Annotated in this window: 24 protein-coding genes; 15 read left to right on the forward strand and 9 right to left on the reverse strand. The window is 67.1% G+C overall.

Annotated features, from left to right (window positions below; translation table 11 throughout):
• The first annotated feature begins 62 nt into the window (after nt 1-62).
• The 10 genes from ACYBYQ_RS16760 to ACYBYQ_RS16805 all read left to right on the forward strand — a co-directional run bounded on the left by ACYBYQ_RS16760 (nt 63) and on the right by ACYBYQ_RS16805 (nt 9,274).
• Nucleotides 63-908, forward strand: coding sequence for an SDR family oxidoreductase (locus ACYBYQ_RS16760; protein WP_459615579.1), 846 nt, complete (start codon nt 63-65; stop codon nt 906-908).
• 54 nt (nt 909-962) lie between these two features.
• The gene (locus ACYBYQ_RS16765) at nt 963-2,207 is read left to right on the forward strand and encodes a branched-chain amino acid ABC transporter substrate-binding protein (RefSeq protein WP_459615580.1); all 1,245 of its coding nucleotides are present in this window, start codon (nt 963-965) and stop codon (nt 2,205-2,207) included.
• A gap of 111 nt (nt 2,208-2,318) precedes the next feature.
• Nucleotides 2,319-3,260, forward strand: coding sequence for a branched-chain amino acid ABC transporter permease (locus tag ACYBYQ_RS16770; RefSeq protein WP_459615581.1), 942 nt, complete (start codon nt 2,319-2,321; stop codon nt 3,258-3,260).
• Nucleotides 3,261-3,264: 4 nt separating this feature from the next.
• Nucleotides 3,265-4,545: a branched-chain amino acid ABC transporter permease gene (locus tag ACYBYQ_RS16775; RefSeq protein WP_459615582.1), complete on the forward strand. Its 1,281-nt coding sequence runs from the start codon at nt 3,265-3,267 to the stop codon at nt 4,543-4,545.
• Complete coding sequence (locus tag ACYBYQ_RS16780) at nt 4,542-5,297, forward strand: ABC transporter ATP-binding protein (protein WP_459615583.1); 756 nt, start codon at nt 4,542-4,544, stop codon at nt 5,295-5,297. Before ACYBYQ_RS16775 ends, ACYBYQ_RS16780 begins: the two co-directional genes overlap by 4 nt.
• On the forward strand, nt 5,294-6,010 hold the full coding sequence (locus ACYBYQ_RS16785) for an ABC transporter ATP-binding protein (protein WP_459615584.1): 717 nt from the start codon (nt 5,294-5,296) through the stop codon (nt 6,008-6,010). Before ACYBYQ_RS16780 ends, ACYBYQ_RS16785 begins: the two co-directional genes overlap by 4 nt.
• A 44-nt stretch (nt 6,011-6,054) precedes the next feature.
• A complete protein-coding gene (kce, locus tag ACYBYQ_RS16790) occupies nt 6,055-6,996 on the forward strand; it encodes a 3,5-dioxohexanoate:acetyl-CoA acetone transferase (protein ID WP_459615585.1) in 942 nt (313 codons plus the stop codon).
• A 30-nt stretch (nt 6,997-7,026) separates the two neighbouring features.
• Nucleotides 7,027-7,923, forward strand: a complete 897-nt coding sequence (locus ACYBYQ_RS16795) for an SDR family NAD(P)-dependent oxidoreductase (protein ID WP_459615586.1) — start codon at nt 7,027-7,029, stop codon at nt 7,921-7,923.
• 205 nt (nt 7,924-8,128) lie between these two features.
• Nucleotides 8,129-8,464 carry a hypothetical protein gene (locus ACYBYQ_RS16800; RefSeq protein ID WP_459615587.1) on the forward strand — a complete coding sequence of 112 codons (336 nt, stop codon included), beginning with the start codon at nt 8,129-8,131 and terminating at the stop codon, nt 8,462-8,464.
• 24 nt (nt 8,465-8,488) lie between these two features.
• Nucleotides 8,489-9,274 carry a mechanosensitive ion channel family protein gene (locus ACYBYQ_RS16805; RefSeq protein ID WP_459615588.1) on the forward strand — a complete coding sequence of 262 codons (786 nt, stop codon included), beginning with the start codon at nt 8,489-8,491 and terminating at the stop codon, nt 9,272-9,274.
• An 85-nt stretch (nt 9,275-9,359) separates the two neighbouring features.
• Here the strand turns inward: ACYBYQ_RS16805 and ACYBYQ_RS16810 are convergent, their stop codons facing one another.
• Nucleotides 9,360-9,638: a hypothetical protein gene (locus tag ACYBYQ_RS16810; RefSeq protein WP_459615589.1), complete on the reverse strand. Its 279-nt coding sequence runs from the start codon at nt 9,636-9,638 to the stop codon at nt 9,360-9,362.
• Nucleotides 9,639-9,883: 245 nt separating this feature from the next.
• Between ACYBYQ_RS16810 and ACYBYQ_RS16815 the strand changes: the two genes are divergently transcribed.
• Nucleotides 9,884-10,288 carry a RidA family protein gene (locus tag ACYBYQ_RS16815; RefSeq protein ID WP_459615590.1) on the forward strand — a complete coding sequence of 135 codons (405 nt, stop codon included), beginning with the start codon at nt 9,884-9,886 and terminating at the stop codon, nt 10,286-10,288.
• A gap of 4 nt (nt 10,289-10,292) precedes the next feature.
• Here the strand turns inward: ACYBYQ_RS16815 and ACYBYQ_RS16820 are convergent, their stop codons facing one another.
• The 7 genes from ACYBYQ_RS16820 to ACYBYQ_RS16850 form a co-directional block, all read right to left on the reverse strand.
• A complete protein-coding gene (locus ACYBYQ_RS16820; protein WP_459615591.1) occupies nt 10,293-10,574 on the reverse strand; it encodes an alpha/beta fold hydrolase in 282 nt (93 codons plus the stop codon).
• Between the two features lie 128 nt (nt 10,575-10,702).
• Nucleotides 10,703-11,617 carry an Ldh family oxidoreductase gene (locus ACYBYQ_RS16825; protein WP_459615592.1) on the reverse strand — a complete coding sequence of 305 codons (915 nt, stop codon included), beginning with the start codon at nt 11,615-11,617 and terminating at the stop codon, nt 10,703-10,705.
• A gap of 70 nt (nt 11,618-11,687) precedes the next feature.
• Entirely contained in the window at nt 11,688-12,662 is a 975-nt protein-coding gene (locus ACYBYQ_RS16830; protein ID WP_459615593.1) for a tripartite tricarboxylate transporter substrate binding protein, read from the reverse strand.
• A 162-nt stretch (nt 12,663-12,824) separates the two neighbouring features.
• On the reverse strand, nt 12,825-13,853 hold the full coding sequence (locus ACYBYQ_RS16835; RefSeq protein WP_459618810.1) for an amidohydrolase family protein: 1,029 nt from the start codon (nt 13,851-13,853) through the stop codon (nt 12,825-12,827).
• Nucleotides 13,853-14,401, reverse strand: coding sequence for a carboxymuconolactone decarboxylase family protein (locus ACYBYQ_RS16840; RefSeq protein ID WP_459615594.1), 549 nt, complete (start codon nt 14,399-14,401; stop codon nt 13,853-13,855). The genes ACYBYQ_RS16835 and ACYBYQ_RS16840 overlap by 1 nt, the downstream gene beginning before the upstream one ends.
• Nucleotides 14,402-14,414: 13 nt before the next feature.
• Entirely contained in the window at nt 14,415-15,233 is an 819-nt protein-coding gene (locus tag ACYBYQ_RS16845) for an SDR family NAD(P)-dependent oxidoreductase (protein WP_459615595.1), read from the reverse strand.
• A gap of 14 nt (nt 15,234-15,247) precedes the next feature.
• Nucleotides 15,248-17,029 carry a flavin-containing monooxygenase gene (locus ACYBYQ_RS16850; RefSeq protein WP_459615596.1) on the reverse strand — a complete coding sequence of 594 codons (1,782 nt, stop codon included), beginning with the start codon at nt 17,027-17,029 and terminating at the stop codon, nt 15,248-15,250.
• A 217-nt stretch (nt 17,030-17,246) separates the two neighbouring features.
• On the opposite strand from ACYBYQ_RS16850, the gene ACYBYQ_RS16855 reads away from it, so the two are divergent.
• The 4 genes from ACYBYQ_RS16855 (at nt 17,247) to ACYBYQ_RS16870 (ending at nt 21,482) form a co-directional block, all read left to right on the forward strand.
• A complete protein-coding gene (locus ACYBYQ_RS16855) occupies nt 17,247-18,188 on the forward strand; it encodes a LysR family transcriptional regulator (RefSeq protein WP_459615597.1) in 942 nt (313 codons plus the stop codon).
• A gap of 197 nt (nt 18,189-18,385) precedes the next feature.
• Entirely contained in the window at nt 18,386-18,673 is a 288-nt protein-coding gene (locus tag ACYBYQ_RS16860) for a co-chaperone GroES (RefSeq protein WP_459615598.1), read from the forward strand.
• Between the two features lie 32 nt (nt 18,674-18,705).
• Entirely contained in the window at nt 18,706-20,346 is a 1,641-nt protein-coding gene (groL, locus tag ACYBYQ_RS16865; RefSeq protein WP_459615599.1) for a chaperonin GroEL, read from the forward strand.
• Nucleotides 20,347-20,558: 212 nt separating this feature from the next.
• Nucleotides 20,559-21,482 carry a YihY/virulence factor BrkB family protein gene (locus ACYBYQ_RS16870; protein WP_459615600.1) on the forward strand — a complete coding sequence of 308 codons (924 nt, stop codon included), beginning with the start codon at nt 20,559-20,561 and terminating at the stop codon, nt 21,480-21,482.
• Nucleotides 21,483-21,526: 44 nt separating this feature from the next.
• Here the strand turns inward: ACYBYQ_RS16870 and ACYBYQ_RS16875 are convergent, their stop codons facing one another.
• Complete coding sequence (locus tag ACYBYQ_RS16875; RefSeq protein ID WP_459615601.1) at nt 21,527-23,044, reverse strand: mannitol dehydrogenase family protein; 1,518 nt, start codon at nt 23,042-23,044, stop codon at nt 21,527-21,529.
• Between the last annotated feature and the right edge of the window lie 8 nt (nt 23,045-23,052).

Consider the following 23,052-nt stretch of genomic DNA (forward strand, 5'->3'; position numbering starts at 1 on the left):
TGCAGTGTGCAAACATCATATCAACAACTATGTCCCCATGTGCATATCGCATATAGCTTTGCATGCGCCGCTCGCCGACACTCACGCTGTACAACAAAGGAGACAAAGCGGTGCACAAGCGCATCATCGATACGCTCCGTCCCACCCCGGGCCTGCGCGTCCTGGTCACCGCCGGGGGTTCGGGCATCGGTGCCGCCGTGGCCCTGGCCTTCCGCGAAACGGGGGCCCGCGTACACGTCTGCGACATCGACCGGGACGCACTCGACCGGCTGGCGGCCGAAACGCCGGAAATCACCACGAGCACGGCCGACGCCTCGGTTCCCGCGGACGTGGACACCGTGTTCGACGACGTCCGGAACAACCTGGGCGGCCTGGACGTGCTGGTGAACAACGTGGGCATCGCCGGGCCCACCGGCCCGGTGGAGCAGTTGCGGCGCACCGACTGGGAACGCACCGTCGACGTGAACCTGAACAGCCACTTCTACTTCGCGTCGCGCGCGGTTCCGCTGCTGAAGGAATCTCCCGGCAACCCCTGCCTCATCGCCATGAGTTCAGTGGCCGGCCGGCTGGGCTACGGCCTGCGCACACCCTACGCATCGACCAAATGGGCCATCGTGGGCTTCATGAAGTCGCTCGCGATAGAGCTCGGCCCGCACGGCGTGCGCGTGAACGCCATTCTCCCCGGCACCGTGGAGGGCGCCCGCATGAACGGCGTCATCGGCGCCAGGGCTGCCGCGTCCGGCGTGCCCGTGGAGGCGATGCGCGAAGAGTACCTGCGCAAGATCTCGCTGCGCCGCATGGTCACGACGGACGACATTGCCGCCACGGCGCTGTTCCTGTGCTCGCCGGCAGCCCGCAACATCACGGGGCAGGCAATCAGCGTGGACGGCAACATGGAGTACCTCTGAGCGCCAGCGCCCATCCGCCACCCCGCATCACGACTCAAAAACAAGGAGACAGACATGAACAAGCTCGACCTTTCCGCCATCGCCCTGGCCGCGTTCGGCGCCTCGTGCACCGCCACGGCCTGGGCTGCCCCGGTCAAGATAGGACTGGTTGAAACGCTTTCCGGCCCGCAGGCATCCTCCGGGCAGTCGTACCGCACGGCCGTGCGCTATGTGGTCGACCAGATCAACGCCAATGGCGGATGGAATGGCGAACCGGTGCAACTGCTCGAGTACGACAACCAGGGCGGCCCAGCGGGAGCCGCCGACAAGCTCAAGGCGGCCGCCGCCGACGGCGTGCAGATCGTGGTGCAGGGCGCGTCGTCCGCCATCGGCGGACAGATCACCGAGGACGTGCGCAAGCACAACCTGCGCAACCCCGGCAAGGAGATGGTCTACATCAACATGGGGGCCGAGGCGCTGGAACTCACCGGGGAAAAGTGCAACTTCTACCATTTCCGCTTCGCCGGCAATGCCCAGGTGCGCACCAAATCGCTGGTCGAAGGCATGAAGAAGGCCAACGCGCTCGGCACCAGGGTCTATGCCATCAACCAGAACTACTCCTGGGGCCAGGACATGGAGCAGGCCATCGTCGACAACCAGAAGCCGGGTGGCTACACGGTGGTGGAGAAGACCCTGCACGACGTGAACAAGATCCAGGACTTCGCGCCCTACGTCGCGAAGATCGCGGCTTCGGGCGCCGATACCGTCATCACCGGCAACTGGTCCAACGACCTGCTGCTGCTCATGAAGGCATCCAAGGCCGCAGGGCTCAAGGCGCGCTACGGCACCGTATACCTGGACCAGCCCGGCAACCTGGCCAACGCCGGAGACCTGGCCGAAGGCAACTTCGTCGTGCACACGTTCAACGCCGAAGCCGGCGGCGAAGAAGGCGACCGGTTCGTGGAAGACTACCGGTCCAAGACCGGCCACATGCCGGTGTTCATCGAACCGCAGACCGTTTACGGCATGAAGATGGTGGCCGAGGCGCTCAAGCGCACTCCGCCCGCCAACGGCGCACTGAGCGTGAACGACTTCGCGAAGGCCCTGGAGACGACCCGCATCCCGACGCCCATGGGCGAGATGAGCATGCGGGCCTCCGACCACCAGGCGCAGCTGCCGCTGGTCGTCTCCACCGTCTCCCGGGATGCGCGGCACAAGGTGGACGGCACCGACCTGGGATTCAAGCCGGTCCTGCTGCTCTCGGCCGAGGACGCGTCCACGCCCGCGCAGGCGAGCTGCAAGATGAAGCGGCCGGACTGAGTCGTACACGCACCTGTCTGCTCGGCCGCCAGCCGGCCGTGCACCATCAGCGCAACTGAAACGGGCGGCCCGGCCTGCGCAGTCCACGCCACCCGGCTGCCCCCGGACTCCATGGAACAACTTCTCTTTTCCCTCTTGAACGGCGTCATCTACGGATTGCTGCTGTTCATGGTATCGGCCGGCCTCACGCTCATCTTCGGCATGATGGGCGTGCTGAACTTCGCGCACGCCTCGTTCTACATGCTCGGCGCCTATTTCGCCTACACGCTGCAGGGCGCGATCGGATTCGTGCCGGCCCTGGTCGCCTCGCCCCTGCTGGTGGGGCTGGTCGGCGTGGTGGTCGAACGCTATTTCCTGCGCCGGGTACATCATCACGGCCACGCCCACGAGCTGCTGCTGACCTTCGGCCTGTCGTTCATCATCGCCGAGTCGATCAAGCTGTTCTTCGGCAACTACCCGGTGGACTACCGCGTACCGCCCTTCCTGGACTTCTCCGCCTTCAGCATCGGCAGCACCCAGTATCCCGTCTACCGGCTGCTGATGGGGGGCATCGCGATCGCGATGTTCATCGTGATCTACCTGCTGCTGACCCGCACGCGCATCGGCATCGTAGTGCGCTCCGCGATCCACAGGCCGCGCATGGCGGAAGCGCTGGGGCACAACGTGCCGCTGGTGTTCATGGGCGTGTTCGGCGCCGGCGCCGCGCTGGCCGGCCTGGCCGGCGCCGTGGCGGGCGCCTTCTACACCACCAGCCCCAACATGGCGCTGGAGCTGGGCGTGATGGTGTTCGTTGTGGTCGTCGTGGGCGGGCTGGGCTCCCTGGTCGGCGCGATGCTGGCCTCGCTGCTGATCGGCATCATCACCTCGCTGGCAGTGTCGATCGACGGCAGCCTGGCCGACCTGCTGGCCCTGGTCGGCGCCGGGCAGTGGGCCCGCGACGTGGGCGGACTGATGACCCTCAACCTGTCCAGCCTGGCGGCCACCCTGCCGTTCGCGCTCATGCTGCTGATCCTGCTGGTGCGGCCGGGCGGACTCATGGGCGAAAGGGGCTGACACGATGAGCAAGACCATTCTTTCCTGCCTGGCGGGCGTCGCGCTGCTGGCGGCATTGCCGTTCCTGCTCTCGCAGGGGCTGCTCAACGCGGCCATCCAGATGCTCATCGCCGCGCTCTTTGCCACCGCCTACAACCTGCTCTGCGGGCAGGCCGGCATGCTGTCCTTCGGCCACGCGGCCTATTTCGGCGTCGGCGCCTTCGCCACCGTGCACGCCATGAATGCCCTGGACGGCGCCGGGCTGCTGCCCACCCCGCTGATGCCCCTGGCCGGCGCCCTCGGCGGGCTGGTGTTCGGCGGCATCGCCGGCTGGTTCGCCACGCAGCGCAGCGGCACCTACTTCGCCATGATCACCCTCGCCATCGCCGAACTCGTCCATTCGCTCGCCCCGCACCTGAAGGGAATCTTCGGCGGGGAAGCCGGCCTGTCGACCATGCGCATGCCGGCCTGGGGCTACGACTTCGGTTCCACCACGCAGGTGTACTACCTCACGCTGGCCTGGGTGCTGCTGGCCATGGCGCTGCTCTATCTCTACACGCGCACGCCGCTGGGCCGGCTTACGCTGGGATTGCGCGAGAACAGCCATCGCCTGAGATTCCTCGGCTACGACGTCCATGGCCTGGGCACCGTCGTATTCGCCATCTCCGCGATGTTCTCCGGCATGGCGGGCGGCCTGCAGGTATTGTCGAACGAATCGGCCAACTACGTGGTCTTCGATCCTTCCCTGTCGGCCGCCGCGGTGCTCAACACCTACATCGGCGGCGTGCAGGTCTTTCTCGGCCCCGCGTTCGGCGCCGCGCTCATGACCTTCTTCGGCTATGCGGTCTCCGACCTGACCCGGTCCTGGCTGCTCTACCAGGGCGTCATATTCGTGCTGGTCATGATGTTCATGCCTGGCGGCCTCACCGGCCTGATCGGAACGGCGGGCCGCCTGCGCGAGCGCCACCCCGCCGACCCGCTGATGCCGGTATTCATGCTGGCCGTCGCAGCCGCCGCGCTGGCCGGCGCCGGCGCCGTGTTCCTCGTCGAACTGCTGCAGCGCCTGTATTCCCAGGAGTACCAGTCGCTGATCGCCCTGAACCCAGGCCAGCCCTGGCCGGCCCTGACGCTGTTCGGCCGTGCGTGGCAACCGCAGTCCGCCGCCACCTGGGGCGCGCCGGCGCTGCTGCTGGGGCTCGGCGGCCTGCTGGTCTGGCTGTGCCGGCGGCGCCTGGCCGCGCTCGACGGCGACGGCACGCCGCCGGCAGCCGCGCCCGTGGCCACCCAGGGCAAGGAGCTGGCATGACCGACCCCATTCTCTGCATCCGCGACCTGCGCAAGTCCTTCGGATTGACCGACATCATCCGCGGCGTGGACCTCGACGTGCTGCCCGGCGAGCGCCACGCGCTGATCGGCCCCAACGGCGCCGGCAAGTCCACCCTGTTCCACCTGATGTCGGGCCAGCTCGCCCCGACCTCCGGCACCATCCGCTTCGAGGGCAGCGAGATAGGCGGCCGTTCGCCGCAGGCGATCAACCGGCGAGGGCTGTCGCGCTCGTTCCAGATCACCAATATCTTTCCCAGGCTGAGCACCTTCGAGAACATACGGCTCGCGGTGATGCGCAGGCACGGGCTGCAGTACGCCTTCTGGAAGTTCGTCGACCGCGACCGCCGCATACGCCAGGAAACCGAACGGCTGCTGGAGCAGGTGCGGCTCACGGCCCGGGCCGGCTCGATCGCGGGGGAAATGGCCTATTCCGAACAACGCTCCCTGGAGATCGCCATGACGCTCGCATCCGACCCCAGGCTCATCCTGCTGGACGAGCCCATGGCCGGCATGTCGCACGAAGAGACGGCCTACACCGCTCAATTGATCCGGGAAGTCTCCGCCGGCCGCACGCTCATGATCGTCGAGCACGACATGGACGTCGTCTTCGCCCTGAGCGACCGCATCAGCGTGCTCGTCTACGGCCAGGTGATCGCCACCGGCACGCCTGCGGAGATCCGTGCCCACCCGGCCGTGCGCGAGGCCTACCTGGGCGACGAGGGCGAAGAATGACCAGCACCGCATTGCTGAGCGTGGAGAACCTGCACGCGCACTACGGAAAGAGCCACGTCCTGCACGGCGTGGACCTGCAGGTGAGGCGCGACGAAGTGGTGAGCCTCGTGGGCCGCAACGGCTCGGGCCGGTCCACCACCTTGAAGACCATCATGGGCCTGGTGGCGCCCACGTCCGGCCACGTACGCCTGCTCGGCCGCGACCTCGCCGGCGCCCGGCCCTACGCCATCTGCCGCGCGGGCGTGGCTTACGTGCCGGAAGAGCGCGAGGTGTTTGCCAACCTCAGCGTGGACGAGAACCTGCGCATGGGCGAACAGCCGCCGGTGCCGGGTGCGCATCGCTGGACGGTGGAGGAGATGTTCGACTATTTCCCCCGGCTCAAGGAACGGCGCGGCACCAAGGCCGGGAGCCTGTCCGGCGGCGAACAGCAGATGCTGACGATCTGCCGCTCGCTGCTCGGCAACCCCCTGGTCATGTTGATCGACGAACCCACAGAGGGGCTTGCCCCGCGCATCGTGGCCCAGGTCGGCGAGTGCATCCAGGACATGCACCGCAAGGGCGTCTCGGTGGTGCTGGTGGAGCAGAAACTCACCATCGCGCTCAAGGTCTCGACACGCGTCTGCGTGATGGGACACGGCCGCATCGTGTTCGAGGGCAGGCCCGACGAACTGGGCTCGAACGAATCAGTGGTCTCCCAATGGCTGGCCGTATGAACGGCCAGGCGCCCCGCACTTCAACTCCATGGATGGCATCCGACATGAAAAGCAGCCAAGACAAGGTCATCATTTCCTGCGCGGTCACGGGATCGGTCCATACGCCCACCATGTCTGCGCACCTTCCCCTGACGCCGGAGCAGATCGCCAGGCAGGCCATCGAGGCGGCGCGCGCCGGCGCCGCCATCCTGCACCTGCATGCGCGCGATCCGCAGGACGGCAGGCCCACGGCGGACCCGGCCGTGTTCGACCAGTTCATTCCCCACATACGCGACGCCACCGATGCGGTGATCAACATCACCACGGGCGGCAGCACCCGCATGACGCTGGAGGAGCGGCTGGCCTATCCGCTGCGCGCCAAGCCGGAAATGTGCTCGCTGAACATGGGATCGATGAACTTCTCCATCCACCCCGCGGCCCGGCGCATCACGCAATGGCGGCACGACTGGGAAAAGCCCTACATCGAGGGCATGGAGGACCTGATCTTCCGCAATACGTTCCGCGACATCCGGCATATCCTCAAGGTGCTCGGCGAAGAGTGCGGCACGCGCTTCGAGTTCGAATGCTACGACATGGGGCACCTGTACAACCTGGCGCACTTCGTCGACGAGGGGCTGGTGCAGGGGCCGCTCTTCATTCAGAGCATCTACGGCATACTGGGCGGCATGGGCCCCGACCCGGAGAACCTGGTCGCCATGAAGACCACGGCCGACCGGCTGTTCGGCCGTGGCGGCTACCGCTTTTCCGTGCTCGGCGCGGGCCGCCACCAGATGCCGCTCGTGACCATGGGCGCCATCCTGGGCGGCAACGTGCGCGTGGGGCTGGAAGACAGCCTCTACCTGGCCCGCGGACAACTGGCAAAGTCCTGCGCCGAGCAGGTGGCCAAGATACGCCGCATCCTCGAAGAACTTTCGCTCGAGATCGCCACGCCCGACGAAGCCCGGGCCATGCTCGGGCTGAAGGGCCGGGACGCCGTCGCGTTCTGATCTCTTTCCGATTCATTGACTGGAGCATTCATGAAGAAGTCCCTGCAGGGCCGCGTCGCCGTCGTCACCGGAGCCGGAAGCGGCCTGGGCCGCGCCCATGCCCTTGAGCTGGCCCGGCACGGCGCGCGGGTCGTGGTCAACGACGTGGCGGGCTCGCATGCGGGTTCGCCGGCGGCTGCCGTGGTCGACGAGATCGTGCGCCATGGCGGCGAGGCCATTGCCGCGGGCGGCGACGTCACCGACTACGCCTGCATGCAGCAGATGATGGAGCGGGCGGTAGCCGCCTGGGAGCGCATCGACATTCTCGTCAACAATGCCGGCATCCTGCGCGACAAGACCTTCTCCAACATGTCGCTGGACGACTTCCGGCTGGTGATGGACGTGCACCTGATGGGCAGCGTGCATTGCATCAAGGCGGCATGGGAGACCATGCGTGCCCAGCGCTACGGCCGCATCGTGATGACGACATCGTCGTCCGGCCTCTACGGCAACTTCGGCCAGGCCAACTACAGCGCCGCCAAGATGGCGCTGGTGGGCCTGATGCAGACGCTCGCGCTGGAAGGCGCCAAGTACGGCATCCGGGTGAACTGCCTGGCGCCCACCGCCGCCACTGCCATGACCGAGGGTGTCCTGGCGCCCGAGGCCCTGGCGCGGCTGGCGCCCGCCGCCGTGAGCCCTGCCCTGGTCGCCCTGGTGGCCGAGGACGCGCCCACCCGGTGCATCCTGCTGGCGGGTGCCGGCAGCGTCGAAAGCGCGAACGTCACGATGACGCGCGGCATCTTCCTCGGCGATCGCCCGGATGCCGCAGAACAGATACGCACGCGCATGGACGAGGTGCTCGACCGCACGGGCGAACGGGTGCCCGGCACGGGTTTCGAGCAATGCCAGTTCGAGCTGGCCAAGGCCGGATTCGACATGAAACTCTGATGCCGCGGCGCAACCGCGCCGGCACGGCCCGCCCCCTTCCCGCCAGGCGCCGTTACGCAGGCGCTGTTACCCGCGCCGTTACCCCGCTGTTACCCTATAGGGGCTGTTACCCTATAAGGGCTGCATCCTTGCACAGGCCGCCACCGTTTCAGCAGCATCGCCGCGCGGCCGCCATACGCCATCGCCATCAACCGGGGAGACATCGATGTCCGGCACGTCCTTCGGCGCCTTCTTCACCGAAATCCGATTCCTCGGCATACCGCTGGCCAACTGGCTGCTGGCGGCTGCCGTGGCCATCATCGTATTCCTGGTGGCGCGCGTCGCCATCGGCTTCGTCCAGCGCCGCCTGCACCGGCTCGCCGAGGCGGGCGGCAACCATTTCGTCCGCATCGTGGCCGACGTCGTGGCAGGCACCAGCAACACGCTGCTGGCGCTGGCTGCGCTGCTCATCGGCGCGGGCGTGCTGGATCTCCCGGAACGCTGGAGCGACCGCATCGGCAGCCTCTGGTTCGTCGTGGCCATACTCCAGGTGGCGTTGTGAGCGCACCGCGCCATCGTCCTGGGCATGCAGTCGTACTTCCGCCGGCAGGCAGGGGTGCAGGACGCCCAGCTCACTGCACTGGCCACGCTGTCGGTATGGGCCGCCAAAGTGCTGCTGTGGGCCGTCGTGCTGCTGGCCATGCTGTCGAACATGGGTGTCAACATCACGGCCTTCGTCGCCAGCCTGGGCGTGGGCGGCATCGCCATCGCCCTGGCGGTGCAGAACATCCTGGGCGACCTCTTCGCGTCGCTGTCCATCGCGATCGACAAGCCCTTCGAAGTCGGCGATTTCATCGTGGTGGGTCCGCTGGCGGGCACGGTCGAGCACGTCGGGCTCAAGACCACGCGCATACGCAGCCTGGGCGGCGAACAGATCGTCATGTCGAACACCGGCATGCTCGGCGCCACCATCCAGAACTACAAGCGCCTGCAGGAACGCCGCATCGTGTTCCAGTTCGGCCTCACCTACGACAGCACGCCTGAGCAGCTGCGCCAGGTGCCGGGAATCGTGGAGAAGATCGTCCGGGCGCAGCAACAGGTGCGCTTCGACCGTGCGCACTTCAAGGGCTTCGGCGAAAGCTCGCTGGATTTCGAAGTGGTCTACATCGTGCTGGATCCCGGCTACAACCTCTATATGGACATCCAGCAGGCCATCAATCTCGCCATGATGGAGGCCTTCGCCGAGCTCGGCGTGGACTTTGCGTTCCCCTCGCGCACGCTCTATGTGGCGTCGCTGCCCGAGGGCGCCATGCAGGCCGGCCGGAACGACGGCCACGCCGAGCGCGGCGGGCCGGCCACGACGCCGGCATAGTCGCGCACGTCCCGCGGGCCGCCCGGCACGGCGGCCCGCGCAGGGGACGAGACTGCACCCATACCCGGATCTGCGGCCGAGCCGCTCAGGCCAGCCTCTTCACCACGCGCGCCACCCGCGCGATGCCGCCCGTGCCGCTTGCCGCGCGCCCGACGAAGGCCGCGCCCGCTGCCGTGAACAGCCCGCGGCGCAGCACGGAACGGCTGCGCATGCCGGCCATCATGAGCAGCGCCCCCACGCCGAACACGATCAGGTGCTCGCCCGGAAAATCCGGACGGTCGGCGTCGATCTCTTTCAGGCGCTGCATCGGCGAGACGGGCCTGGCCTGGCTGACGGCGGCATCGGCCGTGGAAGCAGTTTGCATGACGGTACTCCTGCGTGAGAGGTACATCCCTGCAGCAACTGGCATGCCAACGCCATCGATGGCGGACTATTGCCGGCCGTGCCGCTGCGCTGCAGCGCAAGCGAGCCGGTACCGTGCGCGTCCACATTGTTCGACCATTACAAACAGTAAAGGCGTGGCTTACCCGTTTATCCGCACGAGATGCGCAATTAAAGTGGGCCCATCATGGACCACGGGTCGGCTTCGACCCACACCTGGAGCGCATCATGACTACCCGCGACGTCGTTTTCCCGCCCGGACGCCAGGCACTTTATGAACGGAACCGGTATTCGCCGGCCATCCGCTCCCATGGCTTTCTCTTCGTCTCGGGGCAGGTCGGCAGCCGCGACGACGGCTCGCCCGAGCCGGACCTGCGAGCCCAGGTGCGGCGTGCATTCGACAACCTCGCTGTGATCCTGAAGGCGGCCGGCTGCACATTCGACGACGTGGTCGACGTCACCGTCTTCATCGTCGACCCGCAAGCCAAGTTCGAAACGATCTGGGAGATCGTGCCGGAATACTGGGGCGAGGCGCCGCATCCCACCCTGACCGCCGTGGGCGTGACCTGGCTCTATGGCTTCGACTTCGAGATCAAGGTGATTGCGAAGCTGCCCCCGGGGGCCGAGGGCTGAACGACTAGCCAAAGAACCGGATCAGTTCGGCCGCCACGGCTGCAGGCTGTTCTTCCGGCAGGAAATGTCCGCACCGGCCAATCACCACGCCCTCCACATCTTCGGCATAGGCGCGCAGCGGCCCGGCCATGTCCGGAATCGAGCCCTGGTCCGCACTCACCGCCAGGACCGGCATCTTCAGCCGGCCCCGCGCGCTGAGCTCCCGGTTCTGCTGCGCCGACAGCCCCGCCGCGCGGTAATAGGCAAGCCCCGCGCGCAGCCCCCCTTCCCGCATGAATACGCGCATGTATTCGTCGATGTCCGCCTCCGAAAAGATCTGCCTGGATCAACCAGAGCCGCCGCCTGATTACGCGCAACGCTATCCCGACTTTCGGCTCCCCACAACACGCTGACCTAGCAGTTCCCAGCCCGCCCTCAGCCTCTCCTCAGCGCCTCACAGATGGCCTCATCCACCTCAATCCATCCCCGGGCCCGGCCTTCGGCCACGTTGCGCGAGCCGCGCGAGCCCGGCGCCCTTACGGCGCTGTTGCCTTGCGCCGGCCGCGAGTCCTCGATGGCCGTCCGCATCGCCGAGATCCGGGCCTTGAAGTCCTGCGCGGGCATCAACAGCTCCGGATCCATGGCAAAGAACCAGTAACCCCATTTCCCGGTCTCGCTGACGATGGGATCGCTGCCGCCCAGGATGCCGAGCGCCTGGATGGCAACCGAAAGCCCGTATCCACGCACGCCGCCCCACGGCAGGATGGCGCCGGCCAGCGCTGCCACGGGGTCCAGGGTGGGGCGGCCTTCCGGATCGACGGCGCGCCCCTCGGGCAGGGGCCGCCCGGTCTGCTGGTGGTAGATCACGTCGCCCCACATCAGGGAAGCCGAGGCAAAGTCGATCACCAGCGGCGTATCGTTGGCCGGGAATGCAAATGCGATGGGATTGGTGCCCAGCAGGCGGTCGATGCCGCCGAAGGGTGCGACGCGTGCCGTGGTATTTGCGGCGTGGATGGCCACCAGGCCCTGCTCTGCGGCTCGCTCCACGTAATAGCGCAGCATTCCGGAGAACCAGCTGTTGCTGACCGCCACCACGCCCACGCCGCTCTGCTTCGCCAGCGCGATCGCCTTGTCCATGCCGATTACCGAAGTGACATAGCCGTTGACGCCCGCCCCGTCGATGAAAGCCGACTTGTCGGTTTCCCGGACGGTCCGGATTTCTCCTCCCAGCCCGATGGACTGCAATCTTTCGGCCAGGGGCAGCAAGCGCGAAAGGCCCGCGAAGTCATGCCCTGCCATGGTGGCGTAGATGAGATGATCGGCCACCATCCCTGCGTGGTCGTTGCTCATCCCGTGGCGCCCCAGGAAAGCGACCGCCAATGCCCTCGCTTCCGCGATTCCCATACGCTGCATTGCCATGTCACTCACCCTTGGCCACGGCCACCACGCGCTTCCAGCGCGCCGTTTCCGCGGCAAGAACCGGCTGCATCTCCCGGGATCCCATGACCTCATGGGTCAGGATCTGCTTCGAGCAGAAATCCTTGAAAGCCTGGGTCGCGGCGATGCGGGTCAATTCATCGGACAGGACTTTCAGCACCGGCTCAGGCGTTCCTGCCGGCGCCATGAAATCGAGCTGCGACGACACCTCGAAGCCCGGCACGCCGGACTCGGCAACGGTGGGCACGCTGGGCAGCGCCTCCCAGCGGTCCGCCGTCGTTACCGCGAGGGCCCGCAGCCTGCCGCCGTTGACCAGCGGCAATACCCCGACGGAAGTCTGGCAGGTGAACGAGATCCGGCCGCCCACCACGTCGGTGACGGCCATCGTCGTCTCCTTGTAGCCGATGTGCCGCGCCCGGGTCTTGCTCATGTCGTTCAGGATCACCGAGCACAAGTGCGCGCTGCTGCCGACGCCCTGGGAGGAGTAGGTCACGGTGTCGGGCTTTTCCGTCATGCCCTGGACGAGATCCTGCATGCTGCGATACGGCGAATCCGCGCCGACGACGATCGCGTACGGCACACGGGCAACCCGGGCGATCGGCGTAAAGTCCTGGGCCGGATCGAACACGGGCGGATCCTGCTGGGCCGAGTAAAGCGGCAGCAGGTACAAGGGCGTTCCCGTCAGGATGATGGTGTAGCCGTCCGGCGCGGACTTGGCCACGCTCGTGTACGCCATCAGGCCGCCCGCGCCCGACTTGTTCTCCACGATGACGGGAGTGTTCAGTGCCTTGGACAGCGGCTCCGAGAAAAAGCGGGTCACCGCGTCGATCGACGTGCCCGGCGATGCCGGCACGATGATCCTGATCGGTTTTTCCGGATAAGGTCCGGCAAATGCCGGCCGCATGCCGAGAATCGGCAGCGCTGCGGCGGCCAGCAGGAATTGTCGCTTGGTCAGCATGGAATGGGTCTCCTTGGTTCCAGCCCTGGAGGCGGATGCCTCGTGCAGCTCTGCGGCTGCTGGTGAAAAATTCTAGTTTCCGGCGCAATGCCGGGGTGCGTGCCAGATGGCAAGGTGCTTTGCGAAAAACACAAGGATCGCCCGGCATCGGAATCTGCCCGGCTACATGGCAAACTCCGGCAGGCGATAGAAGCGCGCAGCGTTCCTTCGGAAAATGTCTGCCTTTTCATCGTCGCTCGCCTGGCGCAGGATCCGCTTCATGGCATTGAGGCCCGTTGCGTAGCGGTAGCTCGCCTTGTCCGGCGGAAAATTGCTTTCGATCATGCAGCGCCTCGAGCCGAAAGCCTCGACGCAAGTCTCCACCCAGGGACGCCAGGCACTGGCCAGCGCAGCGGACGACGCCGCCTGCTTGCGGGTGTCGAATCCGAATCCGGACAAGGGCATGCCCAGGCCGCCGAGCTTGACCATGACGTTCGGGCAGGACGCCAGGTCTTCGATTCCCGCCTTCCAGGCCTGGAAGACCTGGTCCCGTATCCGCGCATAGCGGCCGATCCCCACGACGCCGCCGCAGTGGTTCAAGGCAATGGGCACCGCAGGAAAGGCGCGTGCCAGGCGTGCCAGCCGGGGCAGCTGGTGGAACAGTACCCAGGCGTCGAAGCTCAGGCCGAGCGCCCCCAGCTGGGCAAATCCGGCCCGGAAAGCGGGGCTGTCCAGCATGCCCTCCGTCGTCGGGTAGGCAGGGTTGAGGAGCTCGGCAGATTCATCCCAGGCCGCGATATGCCGGACGCCCTTGAAGCGGTTCCCCCCTCCCTCCGGGGCGGTGCCCGCCTCGACGTGCGCCTCCAGCACCGGGCTGACGCGACTCCCCAGCAGCAGATCGGCATGGCCGACGATGCCGGCGCACACGCGCGGGCCGTCGTGCCCCCTTTGCAGGGCCTCCCGTGCCACGCCATTGGCGAAGACCGTTTCGCCCACGGGGCGCAATGCTTCCGGCCCGTCGGTGTACGGCATGCTGCGGGCCTGCACATACACGGTGGCCACCACACGATGGCCGGAGTGCAGGTCGCGGAGATAGTCGTCCAGGAGATAGGTCAGCCCCGGCCGCACATAAAGATGATGATGCGCATCGACAACGGGCAGGTCCGGATCGATGGGAATCTCGTCGCCGGGCGCCGGCGCGCAGCCCGCCATCACGCGAGCTCCGGCGCGAAATTGTCCGGCAGGCCCAGCTCGAAGGTGTTGAGCGTCAGCGCGACGTAGCAGTAATAGCCCAGCACGGCCACCAGCTCGACTACGCCCCGCTCGCCCAGGGACGCGACGCATTCCGAATACAGGTCCGGGGGAACGGCGCCCGTGCTCAGCAACGTGTGCGAAACGCGATATACGAGCAGGGCTTCGGGGTCGTCACACTGCGGCTGCCTCCGCGCCGCGATGTCTGCAATGGCCCCGGCGTCCAGCCCCGCCGCCAGGGCCAGCGCCTTGTGCGCCGTCCACTCGTGATGCGAGGTCCAGTGCCGCGCGCACACGAGGATGGCCAGTTCCGTCAACCGCGGGCCCAGCGTTGTCTCGAATCGCAGCAGCTCACCCAGGCGTTGCGACCGGCGTGCCAGCTCCGGATTGCAGATCCATGCAATCATGGGCGCCGGCGCCTTGCCTCTTGGTCCGGCCACGACCTCTGTCCAGGCCTGCCGTTGCTCGGCGGACAGGCTGGCTGGTGCAGGCATGTCGATGCGCGGCATGGTCTCTCCTTCGTCACCGGGCGGCGGTAACGCCACCGTCCACCACCAGCTGCGTGGCGGTGATGTACCTGGCCTCGTCGCTCGCGAGGAACAATACCGCATGGGCAACGTCCCATGCGTCGCCCATGCGGCCCATGGGCACGCTGGCGTGGCGTTTCTCGATCAGGCCTCGCGCATCCGCCGCACCCAGTTGCTTCACCAAGCGCTCCTCCACCAGGGGCGTATGCATGACGCCGACCACCACCGTGTTGACCCTTATTCCCTTGCGCGCATAGGCGATGCCGGTAGCGCGGCTGAACGCCACGACGCCCGCCTTGGCCGCCGCATAGGCCACGTTGACGCGGCCCGCGACCTGGTGGCTCATGCAGGCAATGCTGGAGATGTTGACGATCGCCCCGCCCCGGCCCTCGGCATCGAACTGGCGTTCCATCACGGGCAGCACGTGCTTGCATCCGAGGAACGTCGTCTTCAGGTTCAGGTCCATCTGGCCGTCCCAGGCTTCCTCGGGCATCGACACGGGATCCCCCTGCACGCTGCCGCCGATGTTGTTGACCATGATGTCGATCCGGCCATGGAGAGCCAGGCAATGCCCGACCGCGCGCTGCACCTCGGCGCTCACCGTCATGTCGCAGGCCATGCCGGTCCAGTTTGCATGCCCCTCCTCCGTCATGCGGGATGCGGTTCCCGCCAGCGCCTGCTCGCTCACGTCGGTGCCGAAGACCGTGGCGCCGCGCCGCGCCAGCAGCACCGCCGTCGCCCGGCCGTTTCCCCAGCCCTCGCCGACCGAGCCGGCACCGGCCACGAAGGCCACTTTCCCTGTCAGATCCAGCATGGCGTCCGCCTCCCTCAGGCCACCAGGCCCAGCTCACGCGCCTTGATCTGCATCGCGATGAAGTGCGAATAGATCCTCGCCTGGGCAAAGCTGCTACCCAGGAACCACAGCCCTTCCTGGGCGGTGGGGCGGAACATGTTGGCCAGCTCCCCATCGTCAGCCAGGCCCCACACGGGCCCGATCCTGTCGGCGATCCGGTCGCCGAGCAGCTCGCGGACCACTTCCTGCTGGCTCTGGTATCCGGTGGCCGCCACCAGGAGCTCGGCTTCTTCGATACGCCCATCCTTCATCAGCAGGCCGTCCTCCACGAAGCGCTCGATCTCCTCGAACTGGATCAGGCCGATCTTCCCCTCGACGATCAGCTCCGAACAGCCGCAATTGAGGTAGTAGCCGCCGTGAATGCGGCGCACCTTCATCAGATGCCCGGTGTCGTCCTCGCCGAAGTCCAGCTTGAATCCCCTGGCGCGCAGGCCTTCGAGCAGGTCCTTGTCCATCTCGATCATGCGCTGGGTGGCGAGCTGGGCGTTGCGCACGGCCAGCGGGTAGGTTATGGCGGTCGTTATCAGGTCGGCGTCTTCCGTCGACAGGCCTTCGTCGTAATAGACCGCATGGCCGATGGAAGCCGCCTTGACGCTGGACACCGTGACCGAACCCCGCTGGATGAGGCTGACGTGCGCGCCGTGGCCATGCAGATCCTGGGCGATGTCGTGTCCGCTCGTGCCCGCCCCCAGCACCAGCACGCGCTTGCCACGCCAGCGTGCGCCGTCACGGAAGCCATGGGTATGGACGACCTCGCCCTTGAAGGCTTCCAGCCCCGGAAGCTTGGGTATCCTGGGCTTGCCGACCACGCCGTTGGCGAAAACCAGGTGCCTGGGATGGAATGTCCGCGTGGTTCCGTCGTCACGGCGCACCTCCGCGGCCCAGCGCCCGGCAGCGGCGTCGAACGTTGCGCCGGTGAACGTGGTGCCGGTCCACACATTGCACTCCATCGCCCAGGCATAGGTTTCCAGCCAGTTCCCTATCATGTCCTTGGGCAGGTACTTCGGCCAGCTCGGCGGAAAAGGCAGGTAAGGCAGGTGATTCAGCGGCACCCGGTTGTGCAGCGCCAGGGAGTGATAGCGATTGCGCCAGACGTCCCCCACCCGCGGATACCTGTCGACGCAAAGCGCATCGACCCCCAGCAGGCGCAGCCGGGCGGCCGTGGAAAGCCCGGCCTGGCCCGCGCCGATGATCAGGACCGTGGGATCGCGGTCCGCATAGAGCTGTTCCTTGCGGCGGCGGTCAGCCCAGTTGTCGCCGCCGAATTCCCGGGAATACGCGGCGCCGCTTGGCCGGCGGTCATGGATGGGCTCTTCGTGCCCCCGGATCTCCTGCAGCGAGGTCATGAAGACCCAGACCCTCCTGGGTCCGTCCGCGGGAATGCGCAGCACGCCGTGGCACCGGCCCACCGCCGTCTCGAATTCAAAGATGGCCTCGATGACCAGCGTGCCGGTGCGGCGCACCCGCCGCGGCGCGACATGGTTCCGGGCGATCCGGAACTTCTCCGCCTTCACCTCCGGCTGCTTCGCGGCCAGTTGCTCCGCGATCGCCTGCGCCCCGGCAAACGGGACGATATTCCACTCGAACGCCAGGAGGTCGCGCCAGTGGCTCTCCTCCGTGAACAGCTCCCGCATCTTCCGGATATCGCCGTCATGCAGCGCCTGCTCGAAATGCGACAGCCACCAGGCAACGACGTCTACGTCGCCCAGCTCCGGCTCTGCCGACACGCCGGCCGGATGCAATGTGATGTCTTCCATTACCGCCCTTTTATTCGTAGCGGCCTTGCTCGAATGAGAAGCCGTCTGACGAAAATTCTAGGGACGCGGCCCCGGCCTGACCATGTGGCCCGGTGGCAAGCATCTTTGCTTCCAGCGCAACACTGGCGTGGTCCAACCGGCAGGCCACGTTACAATTTCCCTGCCCAGAACCAACGAATGCACAGACAAAAGCCGGGGCGAACACGGGAGACGAGCGATGGACGAACTGGGCCGGATCAAGACTTTCATCAAAGTGGTGAAAGCCGGCAGTTTCTCGGCCGTCGGGCGGCACGAATCATCCGTCAGTTCCGTGGCGCGGCAGATCCGGTCGCTCGAGGACGAACTGGGTGTGCGCCTGTTGAATCGCAACACGCGCAGCCTTTCCCTTACCGAGCCCGGCCGCCTGTTCTATGAACGGGTCAGCGTCATCGCCAACGAGCTGGGCCGGGCCAAGCAGGAGGCCTCTTCCTTCCAGGAGAGCGCCAAAGGGCTGCTGCGCGTATCGCTGCGCGTTTCGGCCGGCGCGGCGATGATCGTCCCGGCCCTCGAAGGCCTGCTGAAGGCCTATCCCGAGCTCACGATAGACGTCACGCTGACGGACCAGCGCTGCGACCTCATCGCGGAAAACATCGACGTGGCCGTATGGATCGGATCGCCGCCCAACGCCGACATCGTGGCCCGCAAGATAAGCCCGAGCCAGCGCATGCTGTGCGCCTCCCCGGAATACTTCCGCCAGCACGGGACGCCGCGCAAGCCCGCCGACCTGCTGGAGCACAACTGCATTCTCTACACCGCGCCCGGCTACAACGACTACTGGGAGTTCTGCAGGGACGGACAGTGCGAGAAAGTCTTTGTCGGCGGCAAGCTGCGCAGCGACAGCTCCATCGCCTTGCTGTCTGCCGCGTTGTCCCATATGGGGCTCATCGTCGTACACGAGTGGATGGTGCGCCTCTATATGGAGCAGGGCCGCCTGGTGCGCGTACTGGACGAATACGAAGTGAAGCCGATCGCCACCGAGGCCGAACTCTACGTGATCTATCCCAGCAGCCGCGGCTTGTCCCAGAAGGTGCGGATCTTCGTCGATTTCCTGGTGGACCTGTTCAATAAAGACGGGCGGGGTTTTGCGGGCAGGTCGTCGAACGAGCGGGTCGGCCTGTAGCTACCCGGGTGGCGGAAGGAGGTATTGATGGCGCCCTCAACCGCATCAAAATGTAACAACTCCCGCCGTCCCCCCTTGAACCTGCGCAACTCATCCCTATAATTAGCACTCGTCGACGGTGAGTGCTAACAGCCCGGCTGCGGCTTCGCCTCGTCACAACGATCAATGGCCTTTTTACTAGAAACAGGAGTTTCCTCATGGCCCTGCGTCCTCTGCACGATCGCGTGATCGTCAAACGTCTGGACAACGAGCGCAAGACTGCCTCGGGCATCGTCATCCCTGAAAGCGCCGCCGAAAAGCCCGACCAGGGTGAAGTCGTGGCCGTCGGCCCCGGCAAGAAGACCGAAGACGGCAAGGTTCTGCCCGTCGATCTGAAGGCTGGCGACAAGGTGCTGTTCGGCAAGTATGCCGGCCAGAGCGTGAAGGTCGATGGCGAGGAACTGCTCGTCATCCGCGAGGACGAAATCCTCGCCGTGATCCAGTAATTGCCTAACCGAATCTACTAAGGAAGCTGACTATGGCTGCCAAGCAAGTCCTGTTCGCCGACGATGCCCGCGTGCGCATCGTCCGTGGCGTGAACGTCCTCGCCAACGCCGTCAAGACCACGCTGGGTCCCAAGGGCCGCAACGTGGTGCTGGAGCGCTCCTTCGGCGCCCCCACCGTCACCAAGGACGGCGTGTCCGTCGCCAAGGAAATCGAACTGAAGGACAAGTTCGAGAACATCGGCGCCCAGCTGGTCAAGGACGTCGCCTCCAAGACCTCCGACAACGCCGGTGACGGCACCACCACCGCCACCGTGCTGGCCCAGGCCATCGTGCAGGAAGGCCTGAAGTACGTGGCCGCCGGCTTCAACCCCATCGACCTCAAGCGCGGCATCGACAAGGCCGTGGCCGCCGCCGTGGCCGAGCTGCAGAAGCTGTCCAAGCCCGTCACCACCAGCAAGGAAATCGCCCAGGTGGGCTCGATCTCGGCCAACAGCGACAGCTCGATCGGCCAGATCATCGCCGATGCAATGGACAAGGTCGGCAAGGAAGGCGTCATCACCGTCGAAGACGGCAAGTCGCTGGAAAACGAGCTGGATGTCGTGGAAGGCATGCAGTTCGACCGCGGCTACCTGTCGCCCTACTTCATCAACAACCCCGACAAGCAAGTCGCCGCGCTGGACGACCCGTTCGTCCTGATCTACGACAAGAAGATCAGCAACATCCGCGACCTGCTGCCCGTGCTGGAGCAAGTGGCCAAGTCGAGCCGCCCGCTGCTGATCATCGCCGAGGACGTCGAGGGCGAAGCCCTGGCCACCCTGGTGGTGAACAACATCCGCGGCATCCTCAAGACCACCGCCGTCAAGGCCCCTGGCTTCGGTGACCGCCGCAAGGCCATGCTCGAAGACATCGCCATCCTGACCGGCGGCACCGTGATCTCGGAAGAGACCGGCCTGTCGCTCGAGAAGGCTACCCTGGCCGAGCTGGGCCAGGCCAAGCGCGTCGAAGTGGCCAAGGAAAACACCACGATCATCGACGGCGCTGGCGACAGCAAGTCGATCGAGGCCCGCGTCAAGCAGATCCGCGTGCAGATCGAGGAAGCCACTTCCGACTACGACCGCGAGAAGCTGCAAGAGCGCGTGGCCAAGCTGGCTGGCGGCGTTGCCGTGATCCGCGTCGGTGCTGCCACCGAAGTCGAAATGAAGGAAAAGAAGGCCCGTGTCGAAGACGCGCTGCACGCCACCCGTGCCGCCGTTGAAGAAGGCGTGGTGGCCGGCGGCGGCGTCGCGCTGCTGCGCGCCAAGCAGGCCATCGCCGAGCTGAAGGGCGACACGCCCGACCAGAACGCCGGCATCAAGCTGATCCTGCGTGCCGTGGAAGAGCCCCTGCGCACCATCGTCACCAACGCCGGCGAAGAAGCCAGCGTGGTCGTGAACAACGTGCTCAACGGCAAGGGCAACTACGGCTACAACGCCGCCACCGGCGAGTACACCGACCTGGTCGAGCAAGGCGTGCTGGACCCCACCAAGGTGACCCGCACCGCGCTGCAGAACGCCGCTTCGGTGGCCAGCCTGCTGCTGACGGCCGAAGCCGCCGTGGTGGAACTGCCTGAAGACAAGCCCGCTGCCCCGGCCATGCCCGGCGGCATGGGCGGCATGGGCGGCATGGACTTCTAAGTCCCGCCTTCCACGCTGGTCCCCGCCCGGGGACCTCGGCTACCGGACCCCGCAAGGTGCAAGCCTTGCGGGGTTTGTCTTTTTTGCGGCGCGCCGTGCAATCAAGCTGCCCCGTTTTACATTTGGGCACGCGCCCAATGGGCAGGTGCGGCCAGGGTCCCTAAAATGGGAGCAACGACGCACGGCGCGCCCAGGCAACGATCCGGATACCCATGCACCCACTATCCCGCTTCCGCATCCCCCGCCCCGCCGAGATCGGCGGCCTGCTGGCCGACTGCGCCCGCGAGTGGTCGCGCCATCGGGCCTCGAGCAAGGGGGCCGCCCTGGCGCTGTACATGGTGTTCTCGCTGGCGCCCATGCTGATCCTGGTGATCGCCGTTGCCGGCGCGTTCTTCGGCGAGGAGGCGGTGCGTTCCGAGCTGTTCTCCCAGGTGCGGGACCTCACCGGCCCGCGCGGCGCCGAGGTGATCCAGACGGTGCTGGCCAGCGCCCATGAATCGGGCAGCGGCTGGATCGCGGCGCTGCTGTCGATCGGGGTGCTGGTCTTCAGCGCCACCACGGCGTTCGCCGAGCTCAAGGCCAGCCTGGACGACCTCTGGGAAGTGCAGAGCACCCGCAGCGGGCTGCACGATCTGGTGCACAGCCGCATGCTGTCGTTCGGCCTGGTGCTGGTGCTGGCGGTGTTCCTGCTGATCTCGCTGACGGTGAATGCCGCCCTCGGTGCGGCCAAGGCCTACTACGGCGACCTGTGGAGCTCCTCCACCTTTGCCACCGTGGCGGGCTGGATGGCCAACGCATTCTCGTTCTCGGTGGTGACGGCGCTGTTCGCGGTGGTCTACAAGCTGCTGCCCAGCGCCCGCCTGCCATGGCTGGACGTGATCCCGGGCGCCATCGTGACGGCGGCGCTGTTCCTGGTGGGCAAATGGGGCATCGGCCTGTACCTGGGCCGCGGCGCGGCGGTGTCGGCGTACGGCGCCGCCGGCTCGCTGATCGCCCTGCTGCTCTGGATCTATTACTCGGCGCAGATATTCTTCTTCGGCGCGGTGTTCACGCGCCAGTTCGCCCTGCGCTTCGGCAGCCTGGGCCGGCAGAAGCAGGCCGGGCAGGCCCGGCCTGCCGAAGACGCGACGGCCTGAGCCGCGGCGGGCGGCGCCTCAGCTGAGCCGCGGCCGGCGGCGCCTCAGGTGCGGGCCTGCACGGCTGCGCGCACGCCCTGCGTGCGCAACGCCTGCAGGGCCGTGCCGAGCGTCTGCACGAAGTCTGCGTCGGCCCCCAGGTCGCCGAATACCGGGGCGTAGCCGGCGGCCTGCGCGGCGGCATGGGCCGCGTCGCCCGGCTTGCCGGCTTCGGCGGCGGCCAGGCGTTCGATCAGCTCGGGCGCCAGCGGATCCTGGATGGGATAGGCCTGGCCCTGCTCGTCGACGCCGCGCAGGTAATGCAGCCAGGCCGCCACCGCAAGCGCCACGCGCCGATAGCCCGCCCCCTGGCTGCGGCGTGCGCGCACGGTCTCGAGCAGGCGCTGCGGCACCTTCTGCGAGCCGTCCATCGCGATCTGCTGGCAGCGGTGCGGCAGCGCCGGATTGGACAGCCGCGCCAGCAGGCGCCCGCGGAAGTCGTCCAGGTCCACGCCGGGCACGTCCAGCGTAGGCGCCACCTCCTCGCGCATCATCGCGTCGACGAAGGCGCGCAGCCAGGGCTGCGCCACCGCCTGGTTGTTGGTGGGGATGCCGGCCATGCTCCCCAGATAGGCCAGCGTGGACTGCGGGCCGTTCACCATGCGCAGCTTGAGGCGTTCGAAGGGCGCGCTGGCCTCGACCAGCCGGGCCCCGGCGCGCTCCCAGGCGGGCCGCCCCGCGGCAAAGCGGTCTTCGATCACCCATTCCAGGAAGGGCTCGCCCACCACCGGCCAGGCGTCGTACAGGCCCAGCCGGCCTGCCACGCGGGCCCGGTCCTCGTCGCTGGTGCGCGGCACGATGCGGTCCACCATGGTGTTGGGGAAGGTGCAGCGCTCCGCCACCCAGGCTGCGAGGCCGGCATCCAGCAGGCCGGCGAAGGCCAGCACCAGGCCGCGCAGCGTATCGCCGTTGGCGGGCAGGTTGTCGCAGGACAGCAGCGTGACCGGGCCGAGCCCGCGCGCGTGGCGCCGGTGCAGGCCATATGCCAGCATGCCGATGGCGCTGCGCGGCGCCAGCGGATGCGCCAGATCGTGCCGCACGTCGGGATCGTCCAGCCGCAGCCGGCCGGTGGCGGGTTCGTGCGCATAGCCCTTCTCGGTCACGGTGAGGCTGACGATGCGGGTGTCCGGATGGGCGATCTGTTCCAGCACGGCGTCGGGGTCTTCGCTGGCAACCAGCACGCGCAGCACGGCGCCGACGACCTGCAGCGCCTCGCGCGGCGCGCCGCTTTCGTCGGCATCGCGCAGGGCCACGGTATAGAGGCCCTGCTGCGGCGCCAGCGCATCGCGCGTGTCGGGGCTGCGCAGCGACACGCCGACGATGCCCCAGCGCAGGTCGCCGGCGGCCGCCATCGCGGCATCGGTGAGCGGGGCCTGGTGGGCGCGGTGGAATGCGCCCATGCCCAGGTGCACGATGCCGGGCCGCAGCCGGCCGCGGTCGTATCCGGGCGAGGCGATGCCGGCGGGCAGCCGGGCCAGCTGGTCCGGGGCCAGGCGGGGCAGGCCTTGCATATCGTGGTTCATGGCGCCGG

Source organism: Bordetella sp. 2513F2 (assembly GCF_054642735.1).